This is a genomic window from Tenuifilum thalassicum, assembly GCF_013265555.1.
GTDB lineage: Bacteria > Bacteroidota > Bacteroidia > Bacteroidales > Tenuifilaceae > Tenuifilum > Tenuifilum thalassicum.
In genome coordinates this window covers 1551667-1576403 of sequence record NZ_CP041345.1, presented here as the reverse complement: position 1 = coordinate 1576403, position 24737 = coordinate 1551667, and the positions used below count along the sequence as shown (strand labels likewise).

Genomic DNA, 24737 nt, shown 5'->3' with positions numbered 1-24737 from the left:
TTTCTTTTTGATAGCTTTAGGGAAGATATCAAATATCAGCAGAAAATAAATTGCAGTAAGGAATATAAAAAGAATGGCTGTGTTGAATTGAAAGGTATTGAAAAGATTATTACCGAGTTTCTTATAGGGTGCAAGAAAATGAGCCCTCCCCATTTACTTGTTGGAATTTTAAAAATAGGGTCGATAGTTTGAACAATTCGATCCTCAACAATTTTAATAGCAGTTATATTTTTTCTGGCTAGGGTTAAATCTTCAACCCCTTTGTTAGTATAGGTATTTTTAAGCGCAAGAACATTTTCGTTATTTCCGTACTTTTTAATAAGTGAGGTGTATATCATATCCTTTTTTCTTAACGCTAACGAATAGTTCTTCTGCTTAACCTTCTGTAAATCTTTTAGCTCAACTATTAATTTTTTTTGTTCCTTTGATGTGGATAAGTCATCCAATTTAATATCTAGCTGTGCACAACCATTCTTAATAAGTTTTAGGTATCTTTTTTTACTATTGTCATCTACATCATTAAACTTATTAATAAGCTGAAACAGCTTTGGGATTAAGTACTGTGATTGAATTCTAGCCTGGCTTTCAATAAAATCTATAGCAAAAAAGTTCTTTTCATACTCATTGTTTTGATATTGATATACTAGCAAGGCTTCCATACCCCACATCGATGGAGAAACTAGACCAATAACAGGAACATACTCAGGGTGCGAAAGGTAATTATTCATACGTTCAAATGGGATGGTTATTCCGCTGAGAATTATTTGTGGAATAACAAGGAATGGGACAATAAGATATGCGGCTGATAGCGATTTGAAAATGGTTGAAACAATTAATCCTGCAATATTTCCAAAGAATCCCATTAACAGCATTACAAGCCAAATTTCAAGAAACATCCCCTTTATTTGAAGTATTAATACTGATATACCAGTATAAATTAGCGTTTGAATTATGGTTAAACCGAAATAGAAAACTACCTTGGAGTTATAGTATGCTTTTCGGCTGAGGAAAAGAAAAGCCTCCCTTTTATTTACATTGGCATCCTTAATGATGCTATCGGAGGTAACAATCATCCCGAGGAACATGCATGATATTATGCTAGTGAGAAAGAATATTGGGATGTTGTAATTTTCGTAAAAAACATAAACGTAATCACCTGTCTCGGTAGGTGTCGTGTACTTACTAAAAAGGGCTATAACTGTGGCTAAAAGTACGGGTATAACAAATGCAAATATGAAGAACTCCACATCGCGTAACTTGGTCAAGGTCAATCTGGTAAGAAAAACTCTTAACTGTTTAAAAATAGATGCCTTTGATGAGCTTATTTTGGGTAGTTCTTTTGTAGTTTCAATCTCTATATCTTTAGGTTTGAATCTTGAACTCCAATCAACAGGTTTAACTTTTCTGACTTCGGTTATTTGTCCAAGTTCATCAACCTTTTTCTCTGCAATTATATCAAAAATCTCATCGGATTTAATGTTGTGACAGGTGCTACATTCTACCTCGTCGGCATCTATTCTTTTTGCTTGAGTTTTAAAATACCTTACTGCCTCAAGTGGATTACCATAGAACACCATGAAGCCCCCCTCGTCGAGCACTAAGATTTTATCAAAAAGCCTATATATTTCCGACGAAGGTTGATGTATATTTACAACTACCAAACGCCCAGTAAGTGCTTGTTCTTTAAGCAAAGACATAACCCTAAGCGAGTCGGCGGATGAAAGGCCTGAGGTTGGTTCATCAACCAAAAGGATTTTGGGCTCTCGAATAATCTCTGTAACAATGTTTAACCTTTTACGCTGCCCTCCACTAATGTTACGAGATAAGGAACTCCCAACCTTGAGGTCTTTAATTGCATATAAACCAAATTCTGATAAACGGGCATTAACTATTTCATTGGTTTGGTCTGAGCTAATATTTCCAATTGCAAGCTGAGCGGTGTAGAATAAATTCTCATAAACTGTAAGGTTCTCAAATAGTGAGTCGTCCTGGGGAACAAAACCAATTAGCTGTTGGATTTTATCCAGCTCATCGGTGTAGTTCACCCCATTCAACGAAATGGACCCCTTGTTTGGTTCAAAAGAACCATTTAGTATATTGAATAGTGTTGACTTTCCCACCCCGCTTCCACCCATAACCCCAATAAGTTCACCTGATTTTGCTGAAAACGAAAGATTATGTATTCCAAATTTTGATTTTGGATAGGTAAATTCAACATTCTTCACATTAAGTATAACGGCATCCTTATCTGAAAGCCCTTTAAATTTTGAGATTATATCGCTAAAATAAATTATTGGCTTTCCATTTAACGATATTACGGAACCGCTCTGAAATGAATATATGGAATTTGGTTGAATGTTTTTTGAATTGTGGGTAAGATGCTCATCGCCAAAATACCTAAAAAATATTACCTGAATGTTAGACAGATAAACAAAAACGAAGTACCCATTAATAAGCTCATTTTTAATAAAATGGGTGCCGTTTAGGTTAGGATTTTGCGATTTTACTACTAAAATGTTGGTTCGGTTTTGAATTTCATATAGCTTTCCTGAAACAAAGCTATTTATTAGGTTAAAATTTGATTTGGGTATATTTAAATAGTCAGATATATCCTGAATAAGTGCAAACAAGCTATCGGATTTTGAAAGAAGAATAGCATTTTTTTGAACAAACAGACCAAACTCTAAAAGATTGATTAAAAGCAAAAGCCGTTGCTGTATGGAAGTATTTTTATTGAGGTTGGAGCAAATTGGTCCGATTTCAAAAAGGTTTTCTTCTTTTTTCTTTTCGCTTATTAAATTTCGTAGCTTTATTTTTTGCTCTTTCCCAATTTTTGCATTTAAAATGCGAGTGAAGAGTACTTCGGTGTAAATCTCGGCAAGATGTTGAACAGCTTTATCGCTCTGAAGAGTGATATGTGCAAAAAGTTGAATGTGAGAATTTACAAGAAGTTCATTCATAAAGCCTTGCCAAATTTAACCAATTAAGACATAAGATTGATTATCCTTTGCTTGGACATTAAAACCTATTCTAAACCTGTTGAAACATTCTACAAGCAATGCTAGGTCGATATCGCTAGGAAGTTCATCCGTATCGAAATTAAACTTATTGAATAAAAAACCGTTATCACGGGCTGAAATTTCAATTTTCGTTGAATCGGTTGTCTTTTGAACTTTAATCACAGCTCCTGCTTCAAGCAGTTCCATGAATTGCTCAAAAATTATCAACAGCGATTGAAAAAACAAATCTTTTGAAGCATTAACAATGATTGAAGGAAGCTTATTTTCAATATCAACTTTTACAGAATAGAAGTTCAAAAAATCGTTCAGTTCAAGAACAGCATGTTTTAGTAAATCGGAAAGATCAAACTCTTCGGTTTTAACCTCGTTAGACTGAACTAATAAATCGGCAAGGATTTGAGATCGCAGGGAAAATTTTTCAAAGCGAATGGTACTTAGTTCAAGAATATGCAAAACATCAAGCAGATTAGGGTCTGTACTAATTGAACGCATAAGCTGAATAGGCCCTGTGATACCATTCAATAATGTTCTAGATTCAAATCCTAGCTGCTTTAACAGTTCTGCTTGATTTTTTCTAAATAAATTATCCATGGCTATCAAATAATAGCCTAAAATAGTAAAAAAAAAGGAATTTATTATAGAGGAAATAAATAAAATCGTGGATAAATGAAATTTTATTTCCCTAACATCCCTTCGCTTTTAGCAACTACTGTTGCAATCATTGAATCGCCAGTTACATTTAGGGATGTACGAAGCATATCCAAAGGCCTATCAATTGCAAGGATTAATGCCAATCCTTCAACTGGTAGCCCAACTGAGTTAAGAACAATGATAAGCATAACGATACCTGCTCCAGGTACGCCAGCAGAACCAATCGAAGCCAAAGTAGCGGTAATAAGAATTGTAAGTAGCTGAACAAAAGTTAGCTCAACACCAAAAACCTCAGCTATAAAAACGGTAGCAACTGCTTGATACAGGCTGGTTCCATCCATATTAATAGTTACCCCAATGGGTAGAACAAAACTTGAAACTTCGTTGGGGACATTAAGCTCATTTTCTACCTGTTCCATTGTAACAGGTAACGTAGCAGCGCTTGAGCTGGTAGAGAAAGCAACCAGCTGCGCCGGGAATATGGCCCTGTAAAACTTTTTAAAGCTAATGCCAGCATAGAACTTCAGAAAGGTTGGGTATATAATACCAGCAATTAACGCAAGGCCCAAAACAACAGTTAGTGCGTATAAACCAAGCGACCCAAATAGTTGAGCCGATGCAGATAAATCATCACCAACAAAATCAACTAATAACGAAACCATTAAAGCAAAAACACCGAAGGGTGCTGTATGCATGATTATATCAACAATTTTAAGTATTACTTCATTTAAACCATCAACAAAATCTTTTACAATTCTAACTTTCGATTTAGGTGCAAGAATTAATGCGACACCAAATAATATTGCAAAGAAAATTACCTGCAACATTGAAGTGTTATTAGATGCTGCCTCTACAACATTCTCAGGTACAATATCAACCAAAAACTGTAGTGGCGAGTTATCTGAAAGACTTTCGGCAACCTTTTGTTTTTCAGTGATATCGTTGGAAAAGCGTTGCAAATACTCTGCTTTTTTTTCTTGGCTTAAGTAGCTACCCGGGCTAATAATGCTAACCATTGTTAGCCCAATTGAAACAGCAATTATGGTAGTTACAATGTATAAAGAAACGGTTTTTAACCCTAATTTAGAGAGACTTGAAATATCTTTTAAACCACCAATCCCACTTACCAATGATGCAAAAATCAATGGCATAGCTATTAACTTTAGTAGGTTTAAGAAAATTACACCAAAAGGTTTGATATAATCACTGGCAAATTGATTTAACCCAAGTAAAACAACCAAAAAACCAAATAACAAGCCAAAAGCCATACCAATTAAAATCTTGGCATATAATGGGATTTTACGACTCATGACACTAATTAATAGATTAAATCAGGTTATTAAAACAGAAATAAGGGTAATTCAGCTATATATAAATTCGTAAGAAATGATTAGAGTTGATCCATGGTTCCTTGAAACTCCCCAGTAAAATGAGTGAGATCTTTTGTTTGTACATCAATTTTATAGCTCATTATTCTACCTAGGTTATAAACATTAAATGTACCAGCATATATAGTATAAACAGCCCCAGTATCAACTTCAAAATTGTAGTTGTAGTAAATAACACAGGAATCTACACCATTCGTTTCTTTCTTATTGAATGGGTCAATGGTATAGAGGCCATTGCTTACTTGAATATTGTTATCGGAGTAAAAATATGCTCTGATCAACGATCCTGTCCCTGTAACTTGATCTGTTTCGCTATTTATAGTAACACCTTCACCTAGAAGATTAATAATAAAAGGCGTTGCGCCAGTACTAAGCAAGGTATCTAACTTGGTATAGAAACCCCGGTATAGGGAAAACTGATTATCGCCGAATGTAATAATATTCAAGTTTTCATCATCATCTTTACTTCCATTACAACTAATAAGCACAGCTGAAAACAATAGTACCGCAGCCAAATATTTACTTCTCATAGCTTTTAAAAGTTTAGTAACATGTGCTAATGTATGAAAAAGTTGACTAATAATAAAAGAAAAGGGGTGAAAAATCACCCCTTTATAAAACAATATTAAATTCTAAAACATACTAGTGAGCATTTCCTTGTCCGTGAACATGACCGTGGCTAATCTCTTCAGGTGTTGCTTCGCGAATGTTTTCAATCTTACCAGTAAAGTGTAAATCTTTACCAGCAAGTGGGTGATTGAAATCCATTACAACTGCACTCTCCTTAACTTCAACAACAGTTCCATCAAGAGCATTGCCTTCAGAATCACGCATAGGAATACGGTTTCCAATAACCAAAAGGTCTTCTTGAAGTTCTCCATCAACAACAAATATATCCTTGGGTAACTCAACTATAGCTTGCTGATTAACTTCGCCATATCCGTCGGCAGCAGGAATTGTAAATTCAAAATTGTCGCCAACATTTAAATCCTTTATATTGTTTTCAAATAAAGGTAGTAGCTGACCATGACCATAAAGAAAAACTAATGGGTTCTCTGCTTGAGCAGAATCAATTAGTTCGCCATCAACTTTAAGATTATAACTTAGCGAAACTACTGTGTCTTTTGAAACATTCATGTGTACTAATTTTAAAATAATTATTTATCAAAGAAAATACTTTCTTTCTGTATAAACAAAGATATTGTGTTAATTGTTCGCAAAAGAAAAATTTTTCAAACTATAATGAACAAAAAATTGTGATTTCTGTTGGTTATTAAAATAATAGTTACATATTTGTAATGTTTTAAAATTAATTTATTCACAATTTATTTTATTAGTAACATGAAAGGTAAAGTAAAATGGTTTGATGCAGCTAAAGGATATGGTTTCATCCAAACCGAAGAAGGTAACGATGTTTTCGTTCACTACACAGGTATTCAAAGGGAAGGTTTCAAACGTTTAGATGAAGGACAATCCGTAGACTTTGAGATCTCCGATGGTAAACGCGGCCCTCAGGCTGTAAATGTTGTTGTGTTAGAATAATATCTATTCCTAACATAAAAAAAATAGCCCCATCAATGTATGGGGCTTTTTTTATAGTGTTAACGAAAACCGAAGTATGGGGTTTGATGTGTAAGGGGAATACCTGTTATCAGTTAAATCCCACAAAACCATAAAGTTGGCTGCAGCTTTTCGTCCTAAACGTTGACGCCAACCAAAACCCACCATATACATATTAATCCAACCCATCCCTTCGTCAGATGTTGAATCAAATAGTTTTCTATCGAGATACAAATTCTCTAATTCGGCATGTAAAAATATTCCTCCATGTAAATCGACACCAAAAGCCTCGTTAAAATCGGGAATTGGAAGAATATCGGTAAAAGCTGAGTAACCCCAAATGGTAGTCTTAATAGGATCAAGCCTCGTATTTCCTTCAAGTAGGCTAAAACGTTCTTTGCGATAAGTATACCTACCCCCAAGCCCTAGCGACCATTGAGGAAAAATCCAAATCCCAGCTTGCGGAAGAATATCAACTTGAGTTATTCTGCTCCCAATTGCTATCCCTATGCTACCACCATAAAAAAGTCTATCGCTAAACCTATCAAAATGGTTATTGCTTTGAGCAAACGTATACTGCGTTAAAAATAAAACTATTATGATTGGGACTAATCTATTTTTCATAAAGAGTGAATTTTATTTGAACACAATATTAAATATTTATGTTTAAATTGCTAAAACCGTTAGTGTTAAAAACTGCTCACTATGAACATTATAATTACAGGTGCTTCGAAAGGAATTGGGTATTCAACTGCTCAAAGTTTAGCCAAATTAGGGAACCATACAATTATTGGTATTGCAAGAAATAAAAATAAGCTATTACAGCTTAAAAATGAAATATCAAGTATAAACTCCATTGCTAAATTTATTCCAATGGTTTTTGATTTAAAGGGGCTAAATCAAAAATCTCAAGAACTATTCAATCTTATAGCTGGCTATGTTGATAAAGTTGACATTCTTATAAACAATGCAGGGCTACTTTATGCCAAGCCATACACAGAGTTAAGCACTCAGGAAATATTCGAGATGATAAATATTAACTACTTTGCGCCAGCCATTCTAATTAAAAGTCTAATCCCCATCTTTTCGTCAAGATGTCATGTTGTTAACATAAGCAGCATGGGTGGTTTTCAAGGTAGTGTTAAATTTCCAGGGCTTGCCATTTATGCTTCTTCAAAGGCTGCACTAGCGTCGTTAACCGAGAACCTTGCCGAGGAGTATAAAGATAAAGGATTCTCTTTTAATTGCTTAGCACTTGGTGCTACAGATACCGAAATGCTTAGAACAGCATTTCCTGGATACAATGCGCCAGTATCGGCTGATGAAATGGGGACATTAATTGCCGAATTCTCGATAAATGGGCACAAGTATTTTAATGGTAAGATACTTCCTGTAAGCACAAGCACACCATAAGGACTAAAAAAACAAGAGGGGCTTTTGCCCCTCCTAATAAATATAACGAATAACATCGATTATTTATACTCTTTAGGCATAACCTCACCTTTTAGAACCATTAAGCCATTCAGAGCTAATGCCTGCATCTCATCTTCTCCAGGATAAACGGCAACAGGTGCGATAAAGCCAACCATACTCTTGATATACTCAACAAGATCTGGATTGTGAGCTATACCACCAGTTAGGATAATAGCATCAACCTCACCTTTTAACACGGCAGCCATGGAGCCAATGTATTTGGCTATATTGTATGCCATGGCATCCTGAAGGAGCTTCGCTTTAGCATCGCCAGAACGGGCCTTTAGCTCTATTTCATAAGCATCGTTAGTACCTGCATGGGCAACCAGGCCACCTTTGCCAGTCAGCATTTTCTTTACTTCATCGTAGGTTACTTCACCACTAAAGCAAAGTTTTGCAAGCTGTCCGGCAGGAACGGTACCTGCGCGTTCTGGTGAAAAAGGTCCCTCACCATCAAGGGCGTTATTAACATCAATCACCCTACCCTTTTTGTGAGCACCAACGGAAATACCGCCACCAAGATGTGCGATAATCAGATTAAGGTCTTCATACTTTTTGTCGATACTCTTAGCATGAAGACGAGCAATAGCCTTTTGGTTAAGAGCATGGAAAATTGAAATGCGCTTGAATTTAGGATGTCCCGAAATTCTTGCAACCTCTTCCATCTCATCAACAACAACAGGATCAGCTATAAACGCGCGTGCCGATGGTAATGATCGAGCAATATCATCGGCAATTAGGGCACCAAGATTACTAGCATGCTCACCCATGATGCTGTTGCGAAGGTCATTCTTCATTGCTTCGTTAACTTCATAAACACCCGATTCAATGGGTTTTAGTAAACCACCACGACCAACAACAGCAGAAATCTTATTAACGTCAATTCCAGCCTGTTTAAGCTCGTCAAGAATTATTTCTTTTCGGAAGCTAAACTGATCGGCAATGGTTTTAAACTTTGCAATGTCCTCAGCTGAATGCTTAATGTTTTTCAGGAATATATTCTTATTATTCCTAAAAACAGCAATCTTGGTTGAAGTTGAACCTGGATTAATGGCCAGAATTTTATATTCTTCCATGTTCTTAAACTAAGTTTTAGGTTAAGGCAAATTAAAGTTACTTAGCAGCATTAGCTGCAAGAGCTATTGAATACATTTTTGATTTTACACTATCGCCACGAGAAGTTAAAACACAAGGAACCTTAGCACCCATAACCATTGCACCTAGTTCTCCTTTAGCTAGCTTTGTACATGCTTTAAAGAATACGTTACCCGATTCGATATTTGGGAAAAGGATACAATCGGCATCGCCAGCCACTTCACCAGTAAGCTTCTTAATTTGAGCCGACTCCTTGTCAATTGCCACGTCAAGAGCAAGAGGACCATCAACGATAGCGCCCTTAATTTGACCACGATCGGCCATTTTTGCAATAATAGCAGCATCAACACAAGCTTGCATACCAGCTGACATCTGCTCAGTAGCGGCATTCAATGCTACTTTGGGTCTTTCAATACCTAGCGAGTGTGCAGTTTGAATTAAATAGTTGGTGATAGCAATTTTTTGTTTCAAGTCTGGAGCTGGGATAATAGCAACATCACCAACAACTAAAAGCTTGTGATAGGTAGGTACCTGAACAACGGTAACGTGACTTAAAACGGCCTTTGGAGGGAGCAGTCCGTTCTCCTTGTCTAATATGGCACGCATATACTTATCGGTGCTTACAAGACCTTTCATGAGCACATCACCTTCGCCTTTATTAATAAGCTCAACAGCTTTGCGAGCTGCTTTCATTTCATCGGCTTCCTGAACAATACGGAATTTTGAAGGATCGATATTGTGCTCAGCACAAACACTTTTAATGGTTGCTTCGTCGCCAACAAGTGTTGCCTCTACAATTTCCATATCGATGGCCATGCTTACCGCTTCGATAGTGTGATGATCGTTAGCGTAAGCAGCAACCAAACGTTTGCGAGGTTTACTTCTTAAGATATCGAAAAGCTGATCTAATTTTTCTACTCTCATTGTTTGTTCTCCTTTATTATTTTTTTAACTCTTTAACAATATTAGCAGTATCTGTAGCAATGACTAATTCTTCGTTTGTTGTAACCACCATCACCTTAACCCTTGATTCAGGTTTAGTTAACAGCTTATCCTTACCGCGAACACCTTTATTGGCGTCAATATCAAAATCAACACCCATAAAATCAATTGCAGTAGAAACTTTTTCACGAAGAACAGGGTCGTTCTCACCAATACCGCCAGTGAAAATAATAAGATCGACACCATCCATTGCAGCGGCATACGCACCAACATATTTCTTAACTCGATAGTAATACATGTCAAGAGCAAGCTGAGCACGCTCATTACCATCGGCAGCAGCATTCTCTAGGTCACGCATGTCAGATGATAAGCCAGAAATACCCGCAACACCGCTTTTCTTATTGATAAGATCGTTTACATCTTTAAAGCTAAGATTTTCTTTCTCTGCAAGATAAAGCAATACACCAGCATCAATATCTCCGCTACGTGTTCCCATGATTAAACCTTCAACGGGAGTGAATCCCATAGAGGTATCAACCGATTTCCCTTGGTTTATAGCAGCAATTGATGCTCCATTTCCTAAGTGGCAGGTAATAATTTTTTGCTTCTCAAAATCTACGCCTAGCATATTACAAGCCTTTTGGGCAACATACTTGTGGCTTGTTCCGTGGAAGCCGTATCTGCGTATTTTGTATTTTTCGTAATACTCGTAAGGGATTGCATACAAATATGCATGTTTTGGCATGGTTTGATGGAAAGAGGTATCAAATACAGCAACCTGAGGTACATTAGGAAGTAATTTCTCCATTGAAAGTATACCCTTTAAATTTGCTGGGTTGTGAAGAGGTGCAAGTTCAATACACTTTTCAATTTCACTCTTAGTAAAATCGTCAATTAAACTGCTCTTTGTGAAAAACTCACCTCCATGAGCAACGCGGTGGCCTACTGCAGTAATCTCATTAATACTGCTGATAACACCATGATTGCTATCAACAAGTGCCTCTAAAATTAGATTGATACCTGTTGTGTGGTCTGGAATACTTGTTACATGAACGTATTTATCTTTTCCTTCAGGTTTGTGAGTAAGCTTAGCATCGGTAAAGCCAACCCTTTCAACAATACCCTTGGCAAGCAATAGGCCTTCATCGGCCATATTTAAAAGTTGATACTTAATTGATGAACTCCCACAGTTCAAAACGAGAACAATCATTGTTTTATTATTTTGAAAGTCAGACATTTAATGATTTTAATTAAGTTTACGCAAAATTAGGAATAAATAACTTCTGTATCAAAGCATTTAAGGCTTTTTAAATATATAAGTATCTGATTTGCAATAAAACAGTCGTTTAAATAATCATTATCATTCTGATTATCTGAATTATAACAACATTATGTTTTTCAACAACATTGTATCACTTATATCAATTTCATTCATATTTGCTATGTTTGTAATATAAAATCACCTGTTTTATGCATGATAAATTAATAAAGCTAAGAGATAGTATTAGTTGTAAAATTAAATGGGACATATCTACTCTAATCCAGTACTCAACCGATGCTTCAGCATATAAGGAAACTCCCATTGCAGTTGCATGGCCAGAGCATAAATCCGATATCCAAAAAATTGTTCAGTTTTGCAAGCAAAACAAAATTCCAATTATACCAAGAGCTGCTGGAACTTCTCTTGCTGGACAGGTTGTTGGAAAAGGTATTATTGTAGATATTTCAAAACATTTCAGAAATATAATACATCTTGATACTTCCAATAGGCTTGTAACGGTTGAGCCTGGTGTAATACTCGATGAGCTTAACATATATCTAAAACCTTACGGTTTATTTTTCGGGCCAGAGACATCTACTGCAAATCGATGCACCATTTCAGGTATGGTTGGGAATAATAGTTGCGGTTCTCATTCGCTTGTGTATGGTAGCACACGCGAACACCTGCATTCACTAAAAATGATTCTTGACGATGGCAATGAATACTCCTTTGGTGAAATTACTAAGCAAGAGTTTTACGAAAAGTTAAGGTTAGAAAATCGGGAAGGTGACATTTACCGTTCTATCAAAGCAATACTAGAAAGCAAAAAGAATCAACAGCTAATAGTGGAAAACTATCCCGACGCTAGTGTAAAACGTCGAAACACGGGCTATGCGCTCGACATGCTCCTTAATACATGCGTCACTGGCGAAGATTCTCCTGTAAATCTGGCAAAAATAGTTGCAGGAAGCGAAGGAACCTTTGGCATAATAACAGAAATTACGCTCAACCTTGTTGCATCTCCGCCTAAGCATAAAGCTGTAGTTGCAGTTCATTTAGAAAATAGAACCGATGCATTTAAGGCGAACCTAATAGCACTGAAACATAATCCTTGGGCTGTGGAGCTTATGGATAACATTATTTTGGAATGCACCAAAGGAAATATAGAACAACAAAAAAACAGGTTTTTTGTAAAAGGAGATCCGGGAGCGATTCTTATTGTTGAGTTTTTTGCCGATGATAAAAATGACATCATAAAATCGGCAGAAGAGATGAAAGCCGATATGCAGAGCTCTGGATATGGCTATCATTTTCCGTTGGTTTGGGATGATGAAACGGCTAAGGTCTGGAATTTAAGAAAAGCGGGGCTGGGTGTGCTGTCAAACATAGAAGGTGATGCAAAACCTGTTTCTCTTATTGAGGACACAGCCGTACCTGTTGACAAACTTCCCGATTATATGGCCGATTTTGAAATGATAATGCAAAAGTACAACCTTGAATGCGTTTATCATGCACATATTGGTACAGGTGAGCTACATTTGAGACCCGTTCTAAATCTTAAAGATCCTAAAGATGTTGAGCTTTTCCATGCTGTTGGGAAAGAGGTAGCTTCTCTAGTAAAAAGGTATAAAGGATCTCTTAGCGGTGAGCATGGCGATGGAAGGTTGAGAGGTGAGTTTATACCCTTATTCTATGGCGAAGAGGTTTATGAGCTAATGAGGAAGGTAAAATTCGCCTTTGACCCGGACAAAATTTTTAACCCTGGCAAGATAGTGGATACGCCCCCCATGAACACGTCGCTTAGGTATCAACCTGGACAAAAAGATAATCCAATAGAAACAATATTTGACTTTTCAAAAACTAGAGGCATTCTACGAGCAGCTGAAAAATGTAATGGTTCAGGCGATTGTAGAAAAACACACCTTTCTGGAGGTACGCTTTGCCCTAGCTATATGGCAACCCTAAATGAATCAAATTCTACACGTGCACGGGCTAATTTACTTAGAGAATTTCTTACTAATAGCACTAAAAAGAATCCCTTTAACCATAAAGAACTTTACGAAATCCTGGATTTATGTCTGTCGTGTAAGGGATGCAAAAATGAGTGCCCTTCGAGTGTGGATATGGCAAAACTTAAAGCCGAATTCCTTCAGCATTGGTACGATTCAAAAGGAATACCTCTAAGAACCAGATTAATTGCATATATAACTCATGTAAATAGACTAGGAAGCATTTTTCCTGGTCTAACAAACTGGGTGCTTAGCAATAAGTTTTCGTCAAAAGTTCTAATGTCACTACTTGGTTTCGAACCAATAAGGAAGATGCCCTTGCTACATAAAGTTACCTTTAAAAAATGGTTTTCTAAAAATAGAGCAGAGAAAAAAGGCAAAAAGGGGAAAGTTTACCTATTGCCCGATGAATTCACCAATTATAATGATGTTCATATTGGAGTTAAAGCAGTTAATCTACTAAACAGGTTAGGATATGAGGTTGAATTAGCTGATATTTTTGAAAGCGGTAGAACATATATTTCAAAGGGATTAATAAGAACTGCAAAGCGAATAGCAAATAGAAATATTGAAAAACTTTCTGGTATTATTTCAGAGAAGTCACCTCTTATCGGAATTGAGCCATCGGCAATTTTAAGTTTTAGAGACGAGTATCCCGATTTGGCTACACCAGAAAATAAAGATAAAGCCAAATTTCTTGCCAGAAATGCGCTACTCTTTGAGGAATTTTTCATGCGAGAGGTAGATGAAGGTAGAATAGCAAAGGAGCAGTTTAAAAAGGATAACAAGAAAATCAAGTTACATGGCCACTGCCAGCAGAAGGCAGTTGCATCTACCATAAAAACTAAGGAAATGCTTTCGTTTCCACCAAACTACACTGTAGAAGAAATTCCTAGTGGATGTTGCGGTATGGCTGGCTCATTTGGATACGAAAAGGAACATTACGAGCTTTCTATGAAAATCGGAGAACTTGTTCTTTTCCCTGAAGTTAGGAAATCATCTGAGGGTACAATAATAGCAGCACCTGGTACCAGTTGTAGACATCAAATTAAGGATGGTACTGGTAGGGATGCTGTTCATCCAATTGAAGTCATGTGGGAGGCAATTGAATAAAATAGATGACTTATAGGATGTAAATCAGATTATTTGGAGCAGAGGTAAGTAAAGGTGTATTTTTTGCTTTTAATTGCTGTAAGTTCTAATATTCATATCTTAAAAATAATCAAAAAATAGACCATCTGATTTCACACGTTTGCGATAAAAAATAGAATATATTTGCACTTATTTTTGATATTCTTTAGCATTGTGCGTACATATTTTTTATTACCTTTGCGAAGGTGCAAAAATTTGTCTTTTTAACAAATAGTAATCTGATAATGCACAGTCATATCGGGTTAATCAAAAGGAAATATTGAAGTAGATACACCACCTGCTTACAAATTATAACTTAAGCTACCTTCAATATTATTTGACAAGAAAATTAAGAACATTAATAAAAGAATTTTTTAACAATGAAAAGAGTTTTAGTAGCAACTGGTGGAGGCGATTGTCCTGGGTTAAATGCAGTGATAAGGGCAGTAGTAAAGAGAGCCTCACAGGAACCCGACTGGGAAGTAATAGGAAGTATTCAATCATTTGATGGTATTTTACGTGAACCTACTGAAATTAAAGTTCTTGACGAAAAAGCTGTTGCTGGAATACACGTTCAGGGGGGCACAATTATTGGCACAACCAATAAGGGCGGCCCATTTGCATGGCCTGTTAAAAACAAGGATGGTTCCTGGGGTGCCGTTGACCGTTCAGATGAAATGATACGTAAGCTACAATACCTTGGCATTGATGCTGTTATTAGCATTGGAGGCGACGGCTCACAACGTATATCTCAACAGCTTTACGAAAAAGGGCTAAACATTATAGGTGTTCCAAAAACAATTGACAACGACCTTTCCGCTACCGACTTTACATTCGGTTTTCAAACCGCAGTACAAATTGCTACAGAAGCAGTGGACAAACTGGTAACTACTGCTGCCAGCCATAACCGTGTACTTATTCTTGAGGTTATGGGCCGCTATGCAGGGTGGATTGCTCTACATGCAGCCATAGCTGGTGGGGCCGAGGTTTGCTTAATTCCCGAAATTCCCTACGATATCCATAAAGTTGCCGATAGGCTACAAAGCCGCTACAACAAAGGTAAAGGACATGCAATTGTAGTGGTTGCTGAAGGAGCAGTACCTAAAGATGGACATCTTGTGTCTGCAGAAAGCGATGAGGTTGGATATCACAACTTACGCTTAGGCGGCATTGCTCACAAGATTACTCGTGACCTAAAGAGCATTGGATTTGAAGCCGATATCAGAGAAACCGTTCTAGGACATTTACAACGTGGAGGAATTCCAGTTGCTTACGACCGCGTACTCGCAACACAATTTGGCGTAAAAGCCTTTGAGATGGTGCTTGAAGGTAAATTTGGTGAGATGGTTGCTTACCGTCATCCCGATATCATTTCGGTACCACTAATTGATGCTATAAACCGTCCAAATTTTGTCGACCCTGAATGCGATTTGGTTCGCACTGCTCGTGGAGTGGGGATAAGTTTTGGCGATTAACTATAAAAAAAAAGAGGCTACTTAAAACAGCCTCTTTTTTTATTCAGTAAACACTCTAGATAAGTTCTTCACTCTCCTCACAAACAAATGGGGCTTTTAAGCCAGAATACTCAACCAGTTCAAATCCAGATTCTGCCATGTCCTCATCGCCAGGCTCATAATTCCAGACTATTTTGATTTTAACCCCAATCTCAAACAGCTCTTGTAAAAGTTGGAATAGGGTTACCATATACTTGTATGAGGCAGAATTAATATACTTAAAGAAGAAACGCAGAGTTATCTCTTTATCCTGTGAGCCTAACCCATTCTTTTCTATTTCGTCCTTAAAGTCCAAAAACCATTTTAATACGGGTTCGTAAAACGTGGTTACATTCTCGGGATGACTGACCCCGATTAGATAAAAACTACCAGAATTTGGGTCAAATGATATTTCAGGAGAATCCTTTCTTGCTTTAATATGTAATGGCTTCATTTTAGTATTAATTTATTGTTCTGGTTTTGCAAGTATTTTAAATGGCACTTTAATAATCTCGGCAAGTTCTTCACCAGCCTCCTCAAGTTCTGCATCGTTTTGTGGGTATCTCCAAATTATTTCAACATCATATCCTTGTGAGTGTAACATCTTTAAACGATTCATCAAATGTAATAACATTTTTGAAGAAGCCGTATTAAAGTATTCAAAATCAAACTCAAATACAGTCTTAGGATTTGGATTTTCTTGGTAACTATCAAGCCAAATAATTAATGGATGATAAAAAGACTTAACATCCTCAGGTAACGATTTACCTTGAATTAGGAAAACACCCGATTCTCTATCGAGAATAACTCGCGGTGTTGTCAATGTCGGTTCAAGGTATATTTTATCTACCATTATTTTGTTGAGATGTGTTGATAGCTAATCATTTTAAAATTCAAATCAAGCATATCGTCATAATCAACTCCAGCATCATACATATCCTCATCATCCTCCATGTAATGCCATTCTACTTCAACCTCATTCCCATTCTTGCTCATCTCTTCAAGCACCTCAAAAAGTTCAAGAATCATTTTTGATGAGGCCGTGTTGAAGTATTCCATCTTAAACTTTATAGTTGTCTTAGGATTGGGATTCTCAGCATAAGTTTTCATCCACCTCAAAACAGGATTGTAAAACTCCTTTACATCCTCAGGTAACGATTTCCCAGAGATTTCAAAAACATTTGCTTCTTTATCAAACAAAATAGTAGGAGTTTCGTTTGTACCTGCTATGTTTAATGTTTCCATATACTACTTATTATTAAATACCTTTCTACATTTAAACAAATATAAATAAATTATTCAAAAATTCAAGGAAGCAAACTGAGTATATTAAAATTATTTTTGACAAATTATTGGTTTTGGAACACTAAGCATCCAAACCTCTTGTTAAAAAAAGTCTGTAGGTTCTACTATGTCTATCTCATCATAATACGCAAAACGGTCAATTGTTTCTCCTACCATCAATAAAATAATAAGAAACGAAAAATCAATTTCTTTAAACTCAAAAAGCACAACCGATAAAGGTATAGCTAAAGAAATAAATCGAACAAAAGAAAGAAGCAGTTTGCGTAATGATAAATGGCTAGCATAGGCATTCCTTACTAAATATAGCATTAACTTTAATGAGATGAAGATTACAAATAGATTCGAGTTTAAAAAAATTGAAGAGAATGTTAGCGCAGTGAGAATGGTGTTTGAACTATGAATTTTTGGTGTAAATCTTTTTATAGCTAATCTATAAACCATTTCAATAGCAAAAAGTAAGGCCAGACCAAGAGCTGCTGATATCCAAAAGAGAAACTTAGCCTCAACTAATAGGTACAATGTGCTAAATAAAGAAAAAAGTGAAAATAACAAGATTTCGCGACTCAACCAGCTAGATTTTATATTAAGAATCGAACGGTATGCTCTTAACGGTTTTCCCAAATGGAATGTACTAGCAAAAGCGGCAACTGCTAATCCTCCAACATAAAAGAATTTACCTGTAATGCTTGTATCAGAAGGTTTGTAGAAGAATACAAATAGACCAGTTAAAATAGATGACAAAAGAGTGAATAGTATTAAAGGAATCTCATCAGCACTCCTAATCTTTGACCTTTTTTTATTAGAAATCATTTTATCATCTACCTGTCCAGCTGCATTTATATCCATATCGGGGATACAGCTATATACTTCATTGCCCAAAAGATTTACTCGAGGCAAGGTATTATCATCAGGAAAACCGGGCTGATTGGTGTTAGCGCTAGTATCAACCTCGCCAAAGGTTAACGCACCAGTTGGACAGGCCGTTGTGCAAGCAGGCTGTAACCCTTTTTTTTGTAAATCGATACAGAAATTACACTTTTCCACAACGCCAGTACTTTTATTAAACTTTGGCGCATCATAGGGGCAAGCCCAAGTGCAGTATTTACATCCAATACATTTTGATGGATTATGAATTATAGCACCAGTTTCTGAATCTTTTGAGTATGCAATTGCTGGACAATTTGCTAAGCAAGGTGCATCAATGCAATGATTACAAGCTAGCGAGAGGTTGATAAAGCCTTTTAAAGGGATTTTTATAGAATTACCTTTGTGTATGTTACGCCAAATAATTGGAGGCTGAGTGTTATTTTGATTATAACATGCAACAACACAGGCATGGCAGCCAACGCACTTAGAGTAATCAAATATGAATCCTTTTTCTGTCATTTACTGTTTTTTATAAGCCTAACCTCTACCCTATTGTTATGAAATGCAGAGCCATGTCCAATATCTGTTTCTCTACCTTCGGATAGCATATTTACTGAAACGCCTTGTGTTCTCCACCAGCCATTTGGAATTACAACACAACCTTTACGCACCTCATAGGTAAGTTGTGCTTTAATAGAAACAGCCCCCCTATGATTGTAAACTTCAACCATATCGCCATCATTAATGCCACGCTCAGCTGCATCGTTAGGATTCATTTGCACTACAGGTTCACCACTAATTAATGATATGATTTTTAAGTTATTAAACTGGCTATGTATCCTATTCTTAGTGTTAGGCGACATCAAAAAGAGTGGAAAGGGCGATTTGTCTTCAAAAAGTTCAACTGCAGGTTTGTAAACAGGTAATGGGCTTTCGTCCCACAGTTCGGACATCTGATTAGAAAGAAGTTCAATTTTTCCAGATGGTGTAGAAAACCTAAAATCGGAAAAGGCTATCTCCTGTAATCCTGGTGCAAGAACGGGACCTCTCTTAAGCTGCTCCAACGATAAATTAAACTTGTTTAGCTTGCTTTCAAGAAACCTATCAACATGCTCATCACCAGGGGGGAGTAAAACATCTTCTAGAAAAGTTTTATCAAACCCCATCTTTTGTGCTAGGCACCAATAAATCTCCGTTTCGGGCTTAACCTCACCTGCGGGCTCTAGAATTTTTTGCTTAAGCTGAACATACGGATTCCAATATGAGCCAATAATATCGGATTGTTCAAACATGTTCTTTGCAGGTAAAATAATATCAGCCTCTAAGGCTGTATCGGTAAAAAACTGTTCAACAACCACACGGAAATCAAGCTTTCGGAATGCTTCTAAAACCCTAGAAGTATTAGGATTCTGAGTTAAGGGATTACCGCGTTCAACCCAAATCATCTTTAGTTCTGGGTTCTTTGTGGCCAACATATCCTGACCTAAGCGGGCGGTTGAAATTGTACGCCTTATTTTCCCGTCTGGTTTTTCGGGTGGATAATAGGAAAGTGGCTCTAAAACATCGTCAAAAACATAGCTCTGAAGATTAGCATAGTGCCAGCAAGCACCAGGCTTACCAATATTACCGGTAAGAATGTTTAGTGCAAGAATTGCTCTTGTAGTTTGACCGCCATTTGTGTAACGCTGCATCCCATAACCAGGAATAATAGTCATTGGTTTGATATTCCCAACATACCATGCTAACTTCTCAATTAAATCAACAGGCACACCAGAAATTTCAGAAGCCCACTGAGATGTATATTGCTTAACATGCTCTTTGAATTCTTCGTAACCAAGTACATATTGCTTAATAAAATCATAATCAACCCAATTGTTTTGGATTATGATATTTGAAACAGCAAGAGCAATGGCAGCATCGGTAGATGGAAATGGTTGTACTAAAAGGGAAGCTCGTTGCGTTGACTGCGTTCTGCGAGGGTCTATTACAACAAGTTTTGCACCATTATCCAAAGCGTTGTTAATGGGCACCATTTCATGCACATTGCTTTCGGCCGGGTTTTTGCCCCAAAGGACAATAAGCTTGGCATTCTCTAAATCCCAAGGAACATTATGCTTATTTTCACCTAAAGTTAGCCTTGTTGCTTCGAGTCCGGCTGGCCAGCAAAGATTTCCATAAACAGTTGTTGCCCCCCCGTAAACATCACGCCAAAACTTCAAACTAAAATCGTTAAGCAAGCCCGACATGCCACTTGCCGAGTAAAACAATACAGCCTGTTGACCGTACTTCTCTTTTATAAAACTTAATTTTTCAGCAATAATGCTTAGGGCTTCGTCCCATGAGATACGCTTAAAGCGTCCATTAACCTTTTTATGCGGATAAATTATTCTATCAGGTGAATGGGCACGCTCTACATAGCTTTGGCCTTTAACACATCCATTAAATGGGGTTGCCCTATTTAATGGCATTGGTTTTATTGCAGTAATTCTACCATTATCTACTTGAACAACAAGACTGCAAGTGCTATAGCAATTTCGAGGGCAAGCAGTAACAAACTCTTTCATTGTTTGCTACTTTTTAGTTTCTGCAAGATATTGCTCTTTTGATATGAAATAGCCATCCTTAAGGTAGTAAACCCTACCATATTCATGATCGATACGAGTGTAAAATGTAATCTTATTATTTCTATTGAAAACGGTTCTTGTAATAATGATTCGTGGTAAACGAATTACCTCATCGGTGCGTTCCCGGGTATACCGTTTAGCAATATCTTCTGGAGCAAGGAGCGTAACAACTTGGTCGGCATCCTCCTTACCTATGGTTGCGCTCATCTTTTCGGCAACAAGTTTAAGGCGTAACTGAGCATCGCGTTTTTTTTGCTCTTCGAGCAACAGTTTCCTTTCCTGCTCCCTTTTAATCCGCTCTTCCTCTTCTCGTTTTAATCGTTCTACTTCTTTACGAGCTTTTTCCTCTTCAATTCTTCTTAGTTCCTCTTTACGCCTTTCATCTGCTAACCGTTTGGCCTCAGCTTCTTTTCTTAATCGTTCAAGTTCCTTTAATCGAGCCTCCTCTTCGGCCTTACGTTTAGCCTCTTCGGCTAAACGTTGAGCTTCGGCCTCTTTACGTATTCTTTCTTCCTCAAGCCTGCGGGCTTCCTCTTCAGCTTTACGTTTTGCCTCCTCTTCTTGACGTATTCTTTCCTGTTCCTTACGTAAACGTTCTTCTTCCTGTTTTCTTAGCTCTTCCTTACGACGAGCCTCCTCTTCGGCTTTTTTCCTTGCCTCCTCTTCAGCCTTTTTACGTTCTTCCTCTAGACGCTTTTGTTCTTCTAACTTTCTCTTTTCTTCCTCTAAACGTCTTTGTTCTGCTTCTTTACGTAAACGCTCTTCCTCTTTCCGCTTAGCCTCTTCGGCAGCTTTCCGCTTAGCCTCTTCCTCTTGGCGAATTCTCTCCTGCTCCTTGCGTAAACGTTCCTCCTCCTGCTTTCTTAACTCTTCCTTACGACGAGCTTCTTCTTCTGCTTTTTTTCGAGCTTCCTCTTCGGCTTTTCTTTTCTGCTCTTCCAGTTTTTTTTGTCTTTCCAGTCTTGCCTTTTCCTCTGCCAGACGTCTTGCTTCTGCCTCTTTTTTAAGCTGCTCCTCTTTTATCCTTTGTCTTTCTTCTGCCTCTTTACGCTTAGCTTCCTCTTCTGCCTTACGCTTTTGGGCTTCGGCTAAAAGTCTCTGCCTTTCCTCTTCTTTCTTACGCTCTCGTTCTTCTATCTCCTTCCGTTTCTTCTCTTCGGCTAGCTTTTTATTTTGCTCTTCAATTTCTTTAAGCACCTTCAACCTATAATCCGTATCATATGCAAAGTCTCTGATATCGCGGGCATACATAATTTTAGCAACAGGATTCTCATAAACCTTAATTGCATCTTCGCTTTGCTTCTCAAGAACTACATCAAAACCAGTAACCCTTTCAACTTCTCTCTTAAAGTTATCGGGCACATGGGTATCAATTAAAATCTTCTTGGTAATATAATTTGGTTTTTCGAAGATTATAATATACTCAGAATCGTAGCCAAGCATAAATTCAAAAATACCTCTCCTGCCAGCAGTTAAGGTTTGTAAAACGTTTCCTTTTTCAGTAACCGTAACTTTGGCACCATCAAGATTGCCTTTTTTTACAATTAATCTGGCAGAAACAGTTAGCCCATTTTGCGCTTTTACCGTGTTTAATGCAAAAAGTAACGTTAGAACTAAAAATCCACCTATAAAATAGTTTACTACCTGTTTTTTTGACATACCAACCAAATCATTTCTATATCGTATGCAACTTGATTCAATTAACAAATTAAGTAAAAATATTTCAAAATATTACGAAATAATTGCTAATCGGTTCTACATTTTGACAGTATTTTAGATTTTCGTTTTGTATCTGATAAAATAACATCATAATATTCATCGATATATTTTATGAGTATTTTCCTTTCTTTTTCTGGTAAATATGTAAACGTTGAAATGGTATTTCGTATTGTATCCCTTTTTGCAATAAACAAATTAAAGACATCGATATATTCATTTGCCGGACGGCAATAACCGTTGAAATGTCTCTCCTTAACTGAATTTATTGGTAAATGTTCAGCCGGTAGCGCATATGGTGCGTTAACAAATCCCGAAAAGTCAAAATCAAAGGGAATGGGAATAGGTGGCGCATAAGGCTCTAATTCAATAAGCTTAATGTTGTGAAGCGCCTTAATTGACCAGTCGGTATGCCCAATCATGTACTGAAAAACAGCCATCTTGTTATAAGCCTTCCTATTACATGCATTTGGATGATAATTTTTCCTTTCCAGCACTGTACCACCTAAACGTTTGGCTAGTAACGCAGTAGGTTCAATAAGAAAAGCATAAGATAAACTTGAATCATATGAATTGGCATCAACCATTTTCAAGTTTAAAAGTCGAACCTTGTAGGCATACGGCGATATAATTTGGTAGAGCTTATAAACTAGATACTCCCTAAGTATAAGGTTTTGATACTTATATTTTTCTTTGCAAGGTACAACCAGTTTAAGCTTATCGATTCCCTCAAAAATTGTATAATTTGTATCACCACTTTTAAACTTCAACATTAAAGGTGGTTGAGAGCAATTTGAAGGCTTTTTACGAAAAATGCCACGCGTTTTAACCTTTACAGGGAAAGATACTTTTGCACCATATTCGTTCAGATAAGCTATTTCACCATCGTGATATGAGGGGTCAATACCAACATCTGCATGAACCTGTTCAATTTCATACTTGAGCTCCAAGTTAAGAATTGTGCTATCATCAAAAAGATTTTGTCCGCTTAACTTGCAAGTAATGGTAAGAGCAGCATATATCAATAAAAGAATCTTTAGCAGAACTTTCACGCCATTTGCTTTTGGTTGATGCGTAAAGTTACAAATAATAAAATTATGCCGATTTTTTATTGTACCTGAGTATTGCGAAGCTAAGAACTACAACAGCCATAACAGATATTGCCAAAAAGCTATCCCACAAATGGCTGAAACTTGAGCCTTTAAGTATAAGCATACGGTTTACCTTCATAAAATAGTAAAGAGGATTTATTTTATTGAAAATAATTGCCCATTTAGGCATACTTTCAACCGGGGTAAACAATCCACTAAGCATCAGAAATACAATCATGAAAAAGAAGGCCATAAACATTACCTGTTGCTGATTTGATGCCGAGGTAGATAGTATTAAGCCTAAGCCTAAAGCTACTAAAAGGTAGATGGCTGCAAAGCCAAAAAGTAACGGAATACTTCCAACTATGCTTAGATTGAACACCAGCTTAGCGATTAGCAAACCAATCATCAATTCAAAAAGCGCAATAATCCAAAATGGCAGCAGCTTTCCAATGATAAATTGGTATGGTTTAATTGGTGTTACATTAACTTGCTCAATTGTTCCAAGCTCCTTCTCTCGCACAATGTTAATTGCAGTAAGAAACATGCCAACAATTGTAACCAACACCACAAGGATGCCAGGCACCATATAGAGCTTATAGTTCAACTCAGGATTATACCAATGCCTAACACTTTGCGATACCGCTGGAACGTTTGAGAAGCTTAAACTTATTTGATTAGAGAATTTCTTAACAATACCAACCGTATATTTTTGGGTTAAAGAGGCCGAAGTGATATTTATACCATTAAGCAATAGCTGAACATCAACCTTAACGCCCTTTTTAAGCTTTTCCCCAAAGCTATTGGGTATTATCAATGCAGCATCGGCTTTGCCCAAATCGATTAGCTGTATTGCCTTTTTTGTAGCACTCTCAGTTGGAACTATGGTGTAAAAGTTTGAATAATCAAACAAGTTTACTAACGAACGCGATTCCGATGAGTTGTCGTAATCCACAATCGCCAGCTTGATGTTTTTCATCTCCTGAGTTGCAGCATTGGCAAGTATTAAGAGCTGCACAATAGGAAGTACAAATATGATTGGCAGTATGGTTTTGTTCCTGAAAATCTGAATAAATTCCTTTTGCAATAGTATGATTATCTTTCTCATAGC

21 protein-coding genes are annotated in these 24737 nt (G+C 36.9%); 4 read left to right on the top strand and 17 right to left on the bottom strand.

The genetic code is table 11. The features are described 5' to 3' along the window. Positions 1 to 35: 35 nt before the first annotated feature. The 5 genes from FHG85_RS06570 to FHG85_RS06550 all read right to left on the bottom strand — a co-directional run bounded on the left by FHG85_RS06570 (position 36) and on the right by FHG85_RS06550 (position 6196). Positions 36 to 2960 (bottom strand): ATP-binding cassette domain-containing protein, encoded by a 2925-nt coding sequence (locus FHG85_RS06570; RefSeq protein ID WP_173074191.1) that lies wholly within the window; start codon positions 2958 to 2960, stop codon positions 36 to 38. Positions 2961 to 2975: 15 nt separating this feature from the next. Beyond that, complete coding sequence (locus FHG85_RS06565; RefSeq protein ID WP_173074188.1) at positions 2976 to 3611, bottom strand: ATP-binding protein; 636 nt, start codon at positions 3609 to 3611, stop codon at positions 2976 to 2978. Between the two features lie 83 nt (positions 3612 to 3694). Next, complete coding sequence (locus FHG85_RS06560; protein ID WP_173074186.1) at positions 3695 to 4981, bottom strand: dicarboxylate/amino acid:cation symporter; 1287 nt, start codon at positions 4979 to 4981, stop codon at positions 3695 to 3697. An 80-nt stretch (positions 4982 to 5061) separates the two neighbouring features. Next, positions 5062 to 5589 carry a hypothetical protein gene (locus tag FHG85_RS06555; protein WP_173074184.1) on the bottom strand — a complete coding sequence of 176 codons (528 nt, stop codon included), beginning with the start codon at positions 5587 to 5589 and terminating at the stop codon, positions 5062 to 5064. A gap of 112 nt (positions 5590 to 5701) precedes the next feature. After that, on the bottom strand, positions 5702 to 6196 hold the full coding sequence (locus FHG85_RS06550) for an FKBP-type peptidyl-prolyl cis-trans isomerase (protein ID WP_173074182.1): 495 nt from the start codon (positions 6194 to 6196) through the stop codon (positions 5702 to 5704). Positions 6197 to 6400: 204 nt separating this feature from the next. Between FHG85_RS06550 and FHG85_RS06545 the strand changes: the two genes are divergently transcribed. Then, positions 6401 to 6601 carry a cold-shock protein gene (locus tag FHG85_RS06545; protein WP_173074180.1) on the top strand — a complete coding sequence of 67 codons (201 nt, stop codon included), beginning with the start codon at positions 6401 to 6403 and terminating at the stop codon, positions 6599 to 6601. Between the two features lie 51 nt (positions 6602 to 6652). Here FHG85_RS06545 and FHG85_RS06540 read toward each other — a convergent pair whose 3' ends face one another. Further along, positions 6653 to 7243, bottom strand: a complete 591-nt coding sequence (locus tag FHG85_RS06540; RefSeq protein WP_173074178.1) for a hypothetical protein — start codon at positions 7241 to 7243, stop codon at positions 6653 to 6655. A gap of 81 nt (positions 7244 to 7324) precedes the next feature. Between FHG85_RS06540 and FHG85_RS06535 the strand changes: the two genes are divergently transcribed. After that, complete coding sequence (locus tag FHG85_RS06535; RefSeq protein WP_173074176.1) at positions 7325 to 8032, top strand: SDR family NAD(P)-dependent oxidoreductase; 708 nt, start codon at positions 7325 to 7327, stop codon at positions 8030 to 8032. A gap of 59 nt (positions 8033 to 8091) precedes the next feature. On the opposite strand, the gene buk is transcribed toward FHG85_RS06535, so the two are convergent. From buk to FHG85_RS06520, 3 genes are read right to left on the bottom strand one after another with little or no spacing between them, the layout of a single operon-like run. Beyond that, a complete protein-coding gene (gene buk, locus FHG85_RS06530; protein WP_173074173.1) occupies positions 8092 to 9168 on the bottom strand; it encodes a butyrate kinase in 1077 nt (358 codons plus the stop codon). Positions 9169 to 9205: 37 nt separating this feature from the next. Beyond that, complete coding sequence (locus FHG85_RS06525; protein ID WP_173074171.1) at positions 9206 to 10111, bottom strand: bifunctional enoyl-CoA hydratase/phosphate acetyltransferase; 906 nt, start codon at positions 10109 to 10111, stop codon at positions 9206 to 9208. Positions 10112 to 10127: 16 nt separating this feature from the next. Further along, a complete protein-coding gene (locus FHG85_RS06520; protein ID WP_173074169.1) occupies positions 10128 to 11339 on the bottom strand; it encodes an acetate/propionate family kinase in 1212 nt (403 codons plus the stop codon). A gap of 260 nt (positions 11340 to 11599) precedes the next feature. On the opposite strand from FHG85_RS06520, the gene FHG85_RS06515 reads away from it, so the two are divergent. Then, on the top strand, positions 11600 to 14512 hold the full coding sequence (locus tag FHG85_RS06515; RefSeq protein ID WP_173074166.1) for an FAD-binding and (Fe-S)-binding domain-containing protein: 2913 nt from the start codon (positions 11600 to 11602) through the stop codon (positions 14510 to 14512). Between the two features lie 398 nt (positions 14513 to 14910). Beyond that, positions 14911 to 16005, top strand: coding sequence for a 6-phosphofructokinase (locus FHG85_RS06510; protein WP_173074164.1), 1095 nt, complete (start codon positions 14911 to 14913; stop codon positions 16003 to 16005). Between the two features lie 55 nt (positions 16006 to 16060). On the opposite strand, the gene FHG85_RS06505 is transcribed toward FHG85_RS06510, so the two are convergent. From FHG85_RS06505 to FHG85_RS06470, 8 genes are all read right to left on the bottom strand, one after another. Continuing rightward, positions 16061 to 16477, bottom strand: a complete 417-nt coding sequence (locus FHG85_RS06505) for a DUF1987 domain-containing protein (protein WP_173074162.1) — start codon at positions 16475 to 16477, stop codon at positions 16061 to 16063. Positions 16478 to 16489: 12 nt separating this feature from the next. Continuing rightward, positions 16490 to 16876 (bottom strand): DUF1987 domain-containing protein, encoded by a 387-nt coding sequence (locus tag FHG85_RS06500; RefSeq protein WP_173074160.1) that lies wholly within the window; start codon positions 16874 to 16876, stop codon positions 16490 to 16492. Then, complete coding sequence (locus FHG85_RS06495; protein ID WP_173074158.1) at positions 16876 to 17268, bottom strand: DUF1987 domain-containing protein; 393 nt, start codon at positions 17266 to 17268, stop codon at positions 16876 to 16878. Before FHG85_RS06495 ends, FHG85_RS06500 begins: the two co-directional genes overlap by 1 nt. A 141-nt stretch (positions 17269 to 17409) precedes the next feature. Beyond that, positions 17410 to 18714 carry a DmsC/YnfH family molybdoenzyme membrane anchor subunit gene (locus tag FHG85_RS06490; RefSeq protein WP_173074156.1) on the bottom strand — a complete coding sequence of 435 codons (1305 nt, stop codon included), beginning with the start codon at positions 18712 to 18714 and terminating at the stop codon, positions 17410 to 17412. Beyond that, a complete protein-coding gene (locus FHG85_RS06485) occupies positions 18711 to 20759 on the bottom strand; it encodes a molybdopterin-containing oxidoreductase family protein (RefSeq protein WP_173074154.1) in 2049 nt (682 codons plus the stop codon). The genes FHG85_RS06490 and FHG85_RS06485 overlap by 4 nt, the downstream gene beginning before the upstream one ends. A 6-nt stretch (positions 20760 to 20765) precedes the next feature. Further along, entirely contained in the window at positions 20766 to 22478 is a 1713-nt protein-coding gene (locus FHG85_RS06480; protein WP_173074152.1) for a hypothetical protein, read from the bottom strand. An 86-nt stretch (positions 22479 to 22564) separates the two neighbouring features. After that, on the bottom strand, positions 22565 to 23587 hold the full coding sequence (locus FHG85_RS06475; protein WP_173074150.1) for a hypothetical protein: 1023 nt from the start codon (positions 23585 to 23587) through the stop codon (positions 22565 to 22567). A 43-nt stretch (positions 23588 to 23630) separates the two neighbouring features. Next, on the bottom strand, positions 23631 to 24734 hold the full coding sequence (locus tag FHG85_RS06470) for an ABC transporter permease (RefSeq protein WP_173074149.1): 1104 nt from the start codon (positions 24732 to 24734) through the stop codon (positions 23631 to 23633). Positions 24735 to 24737 lie beyond the last annotated feature (3 nt).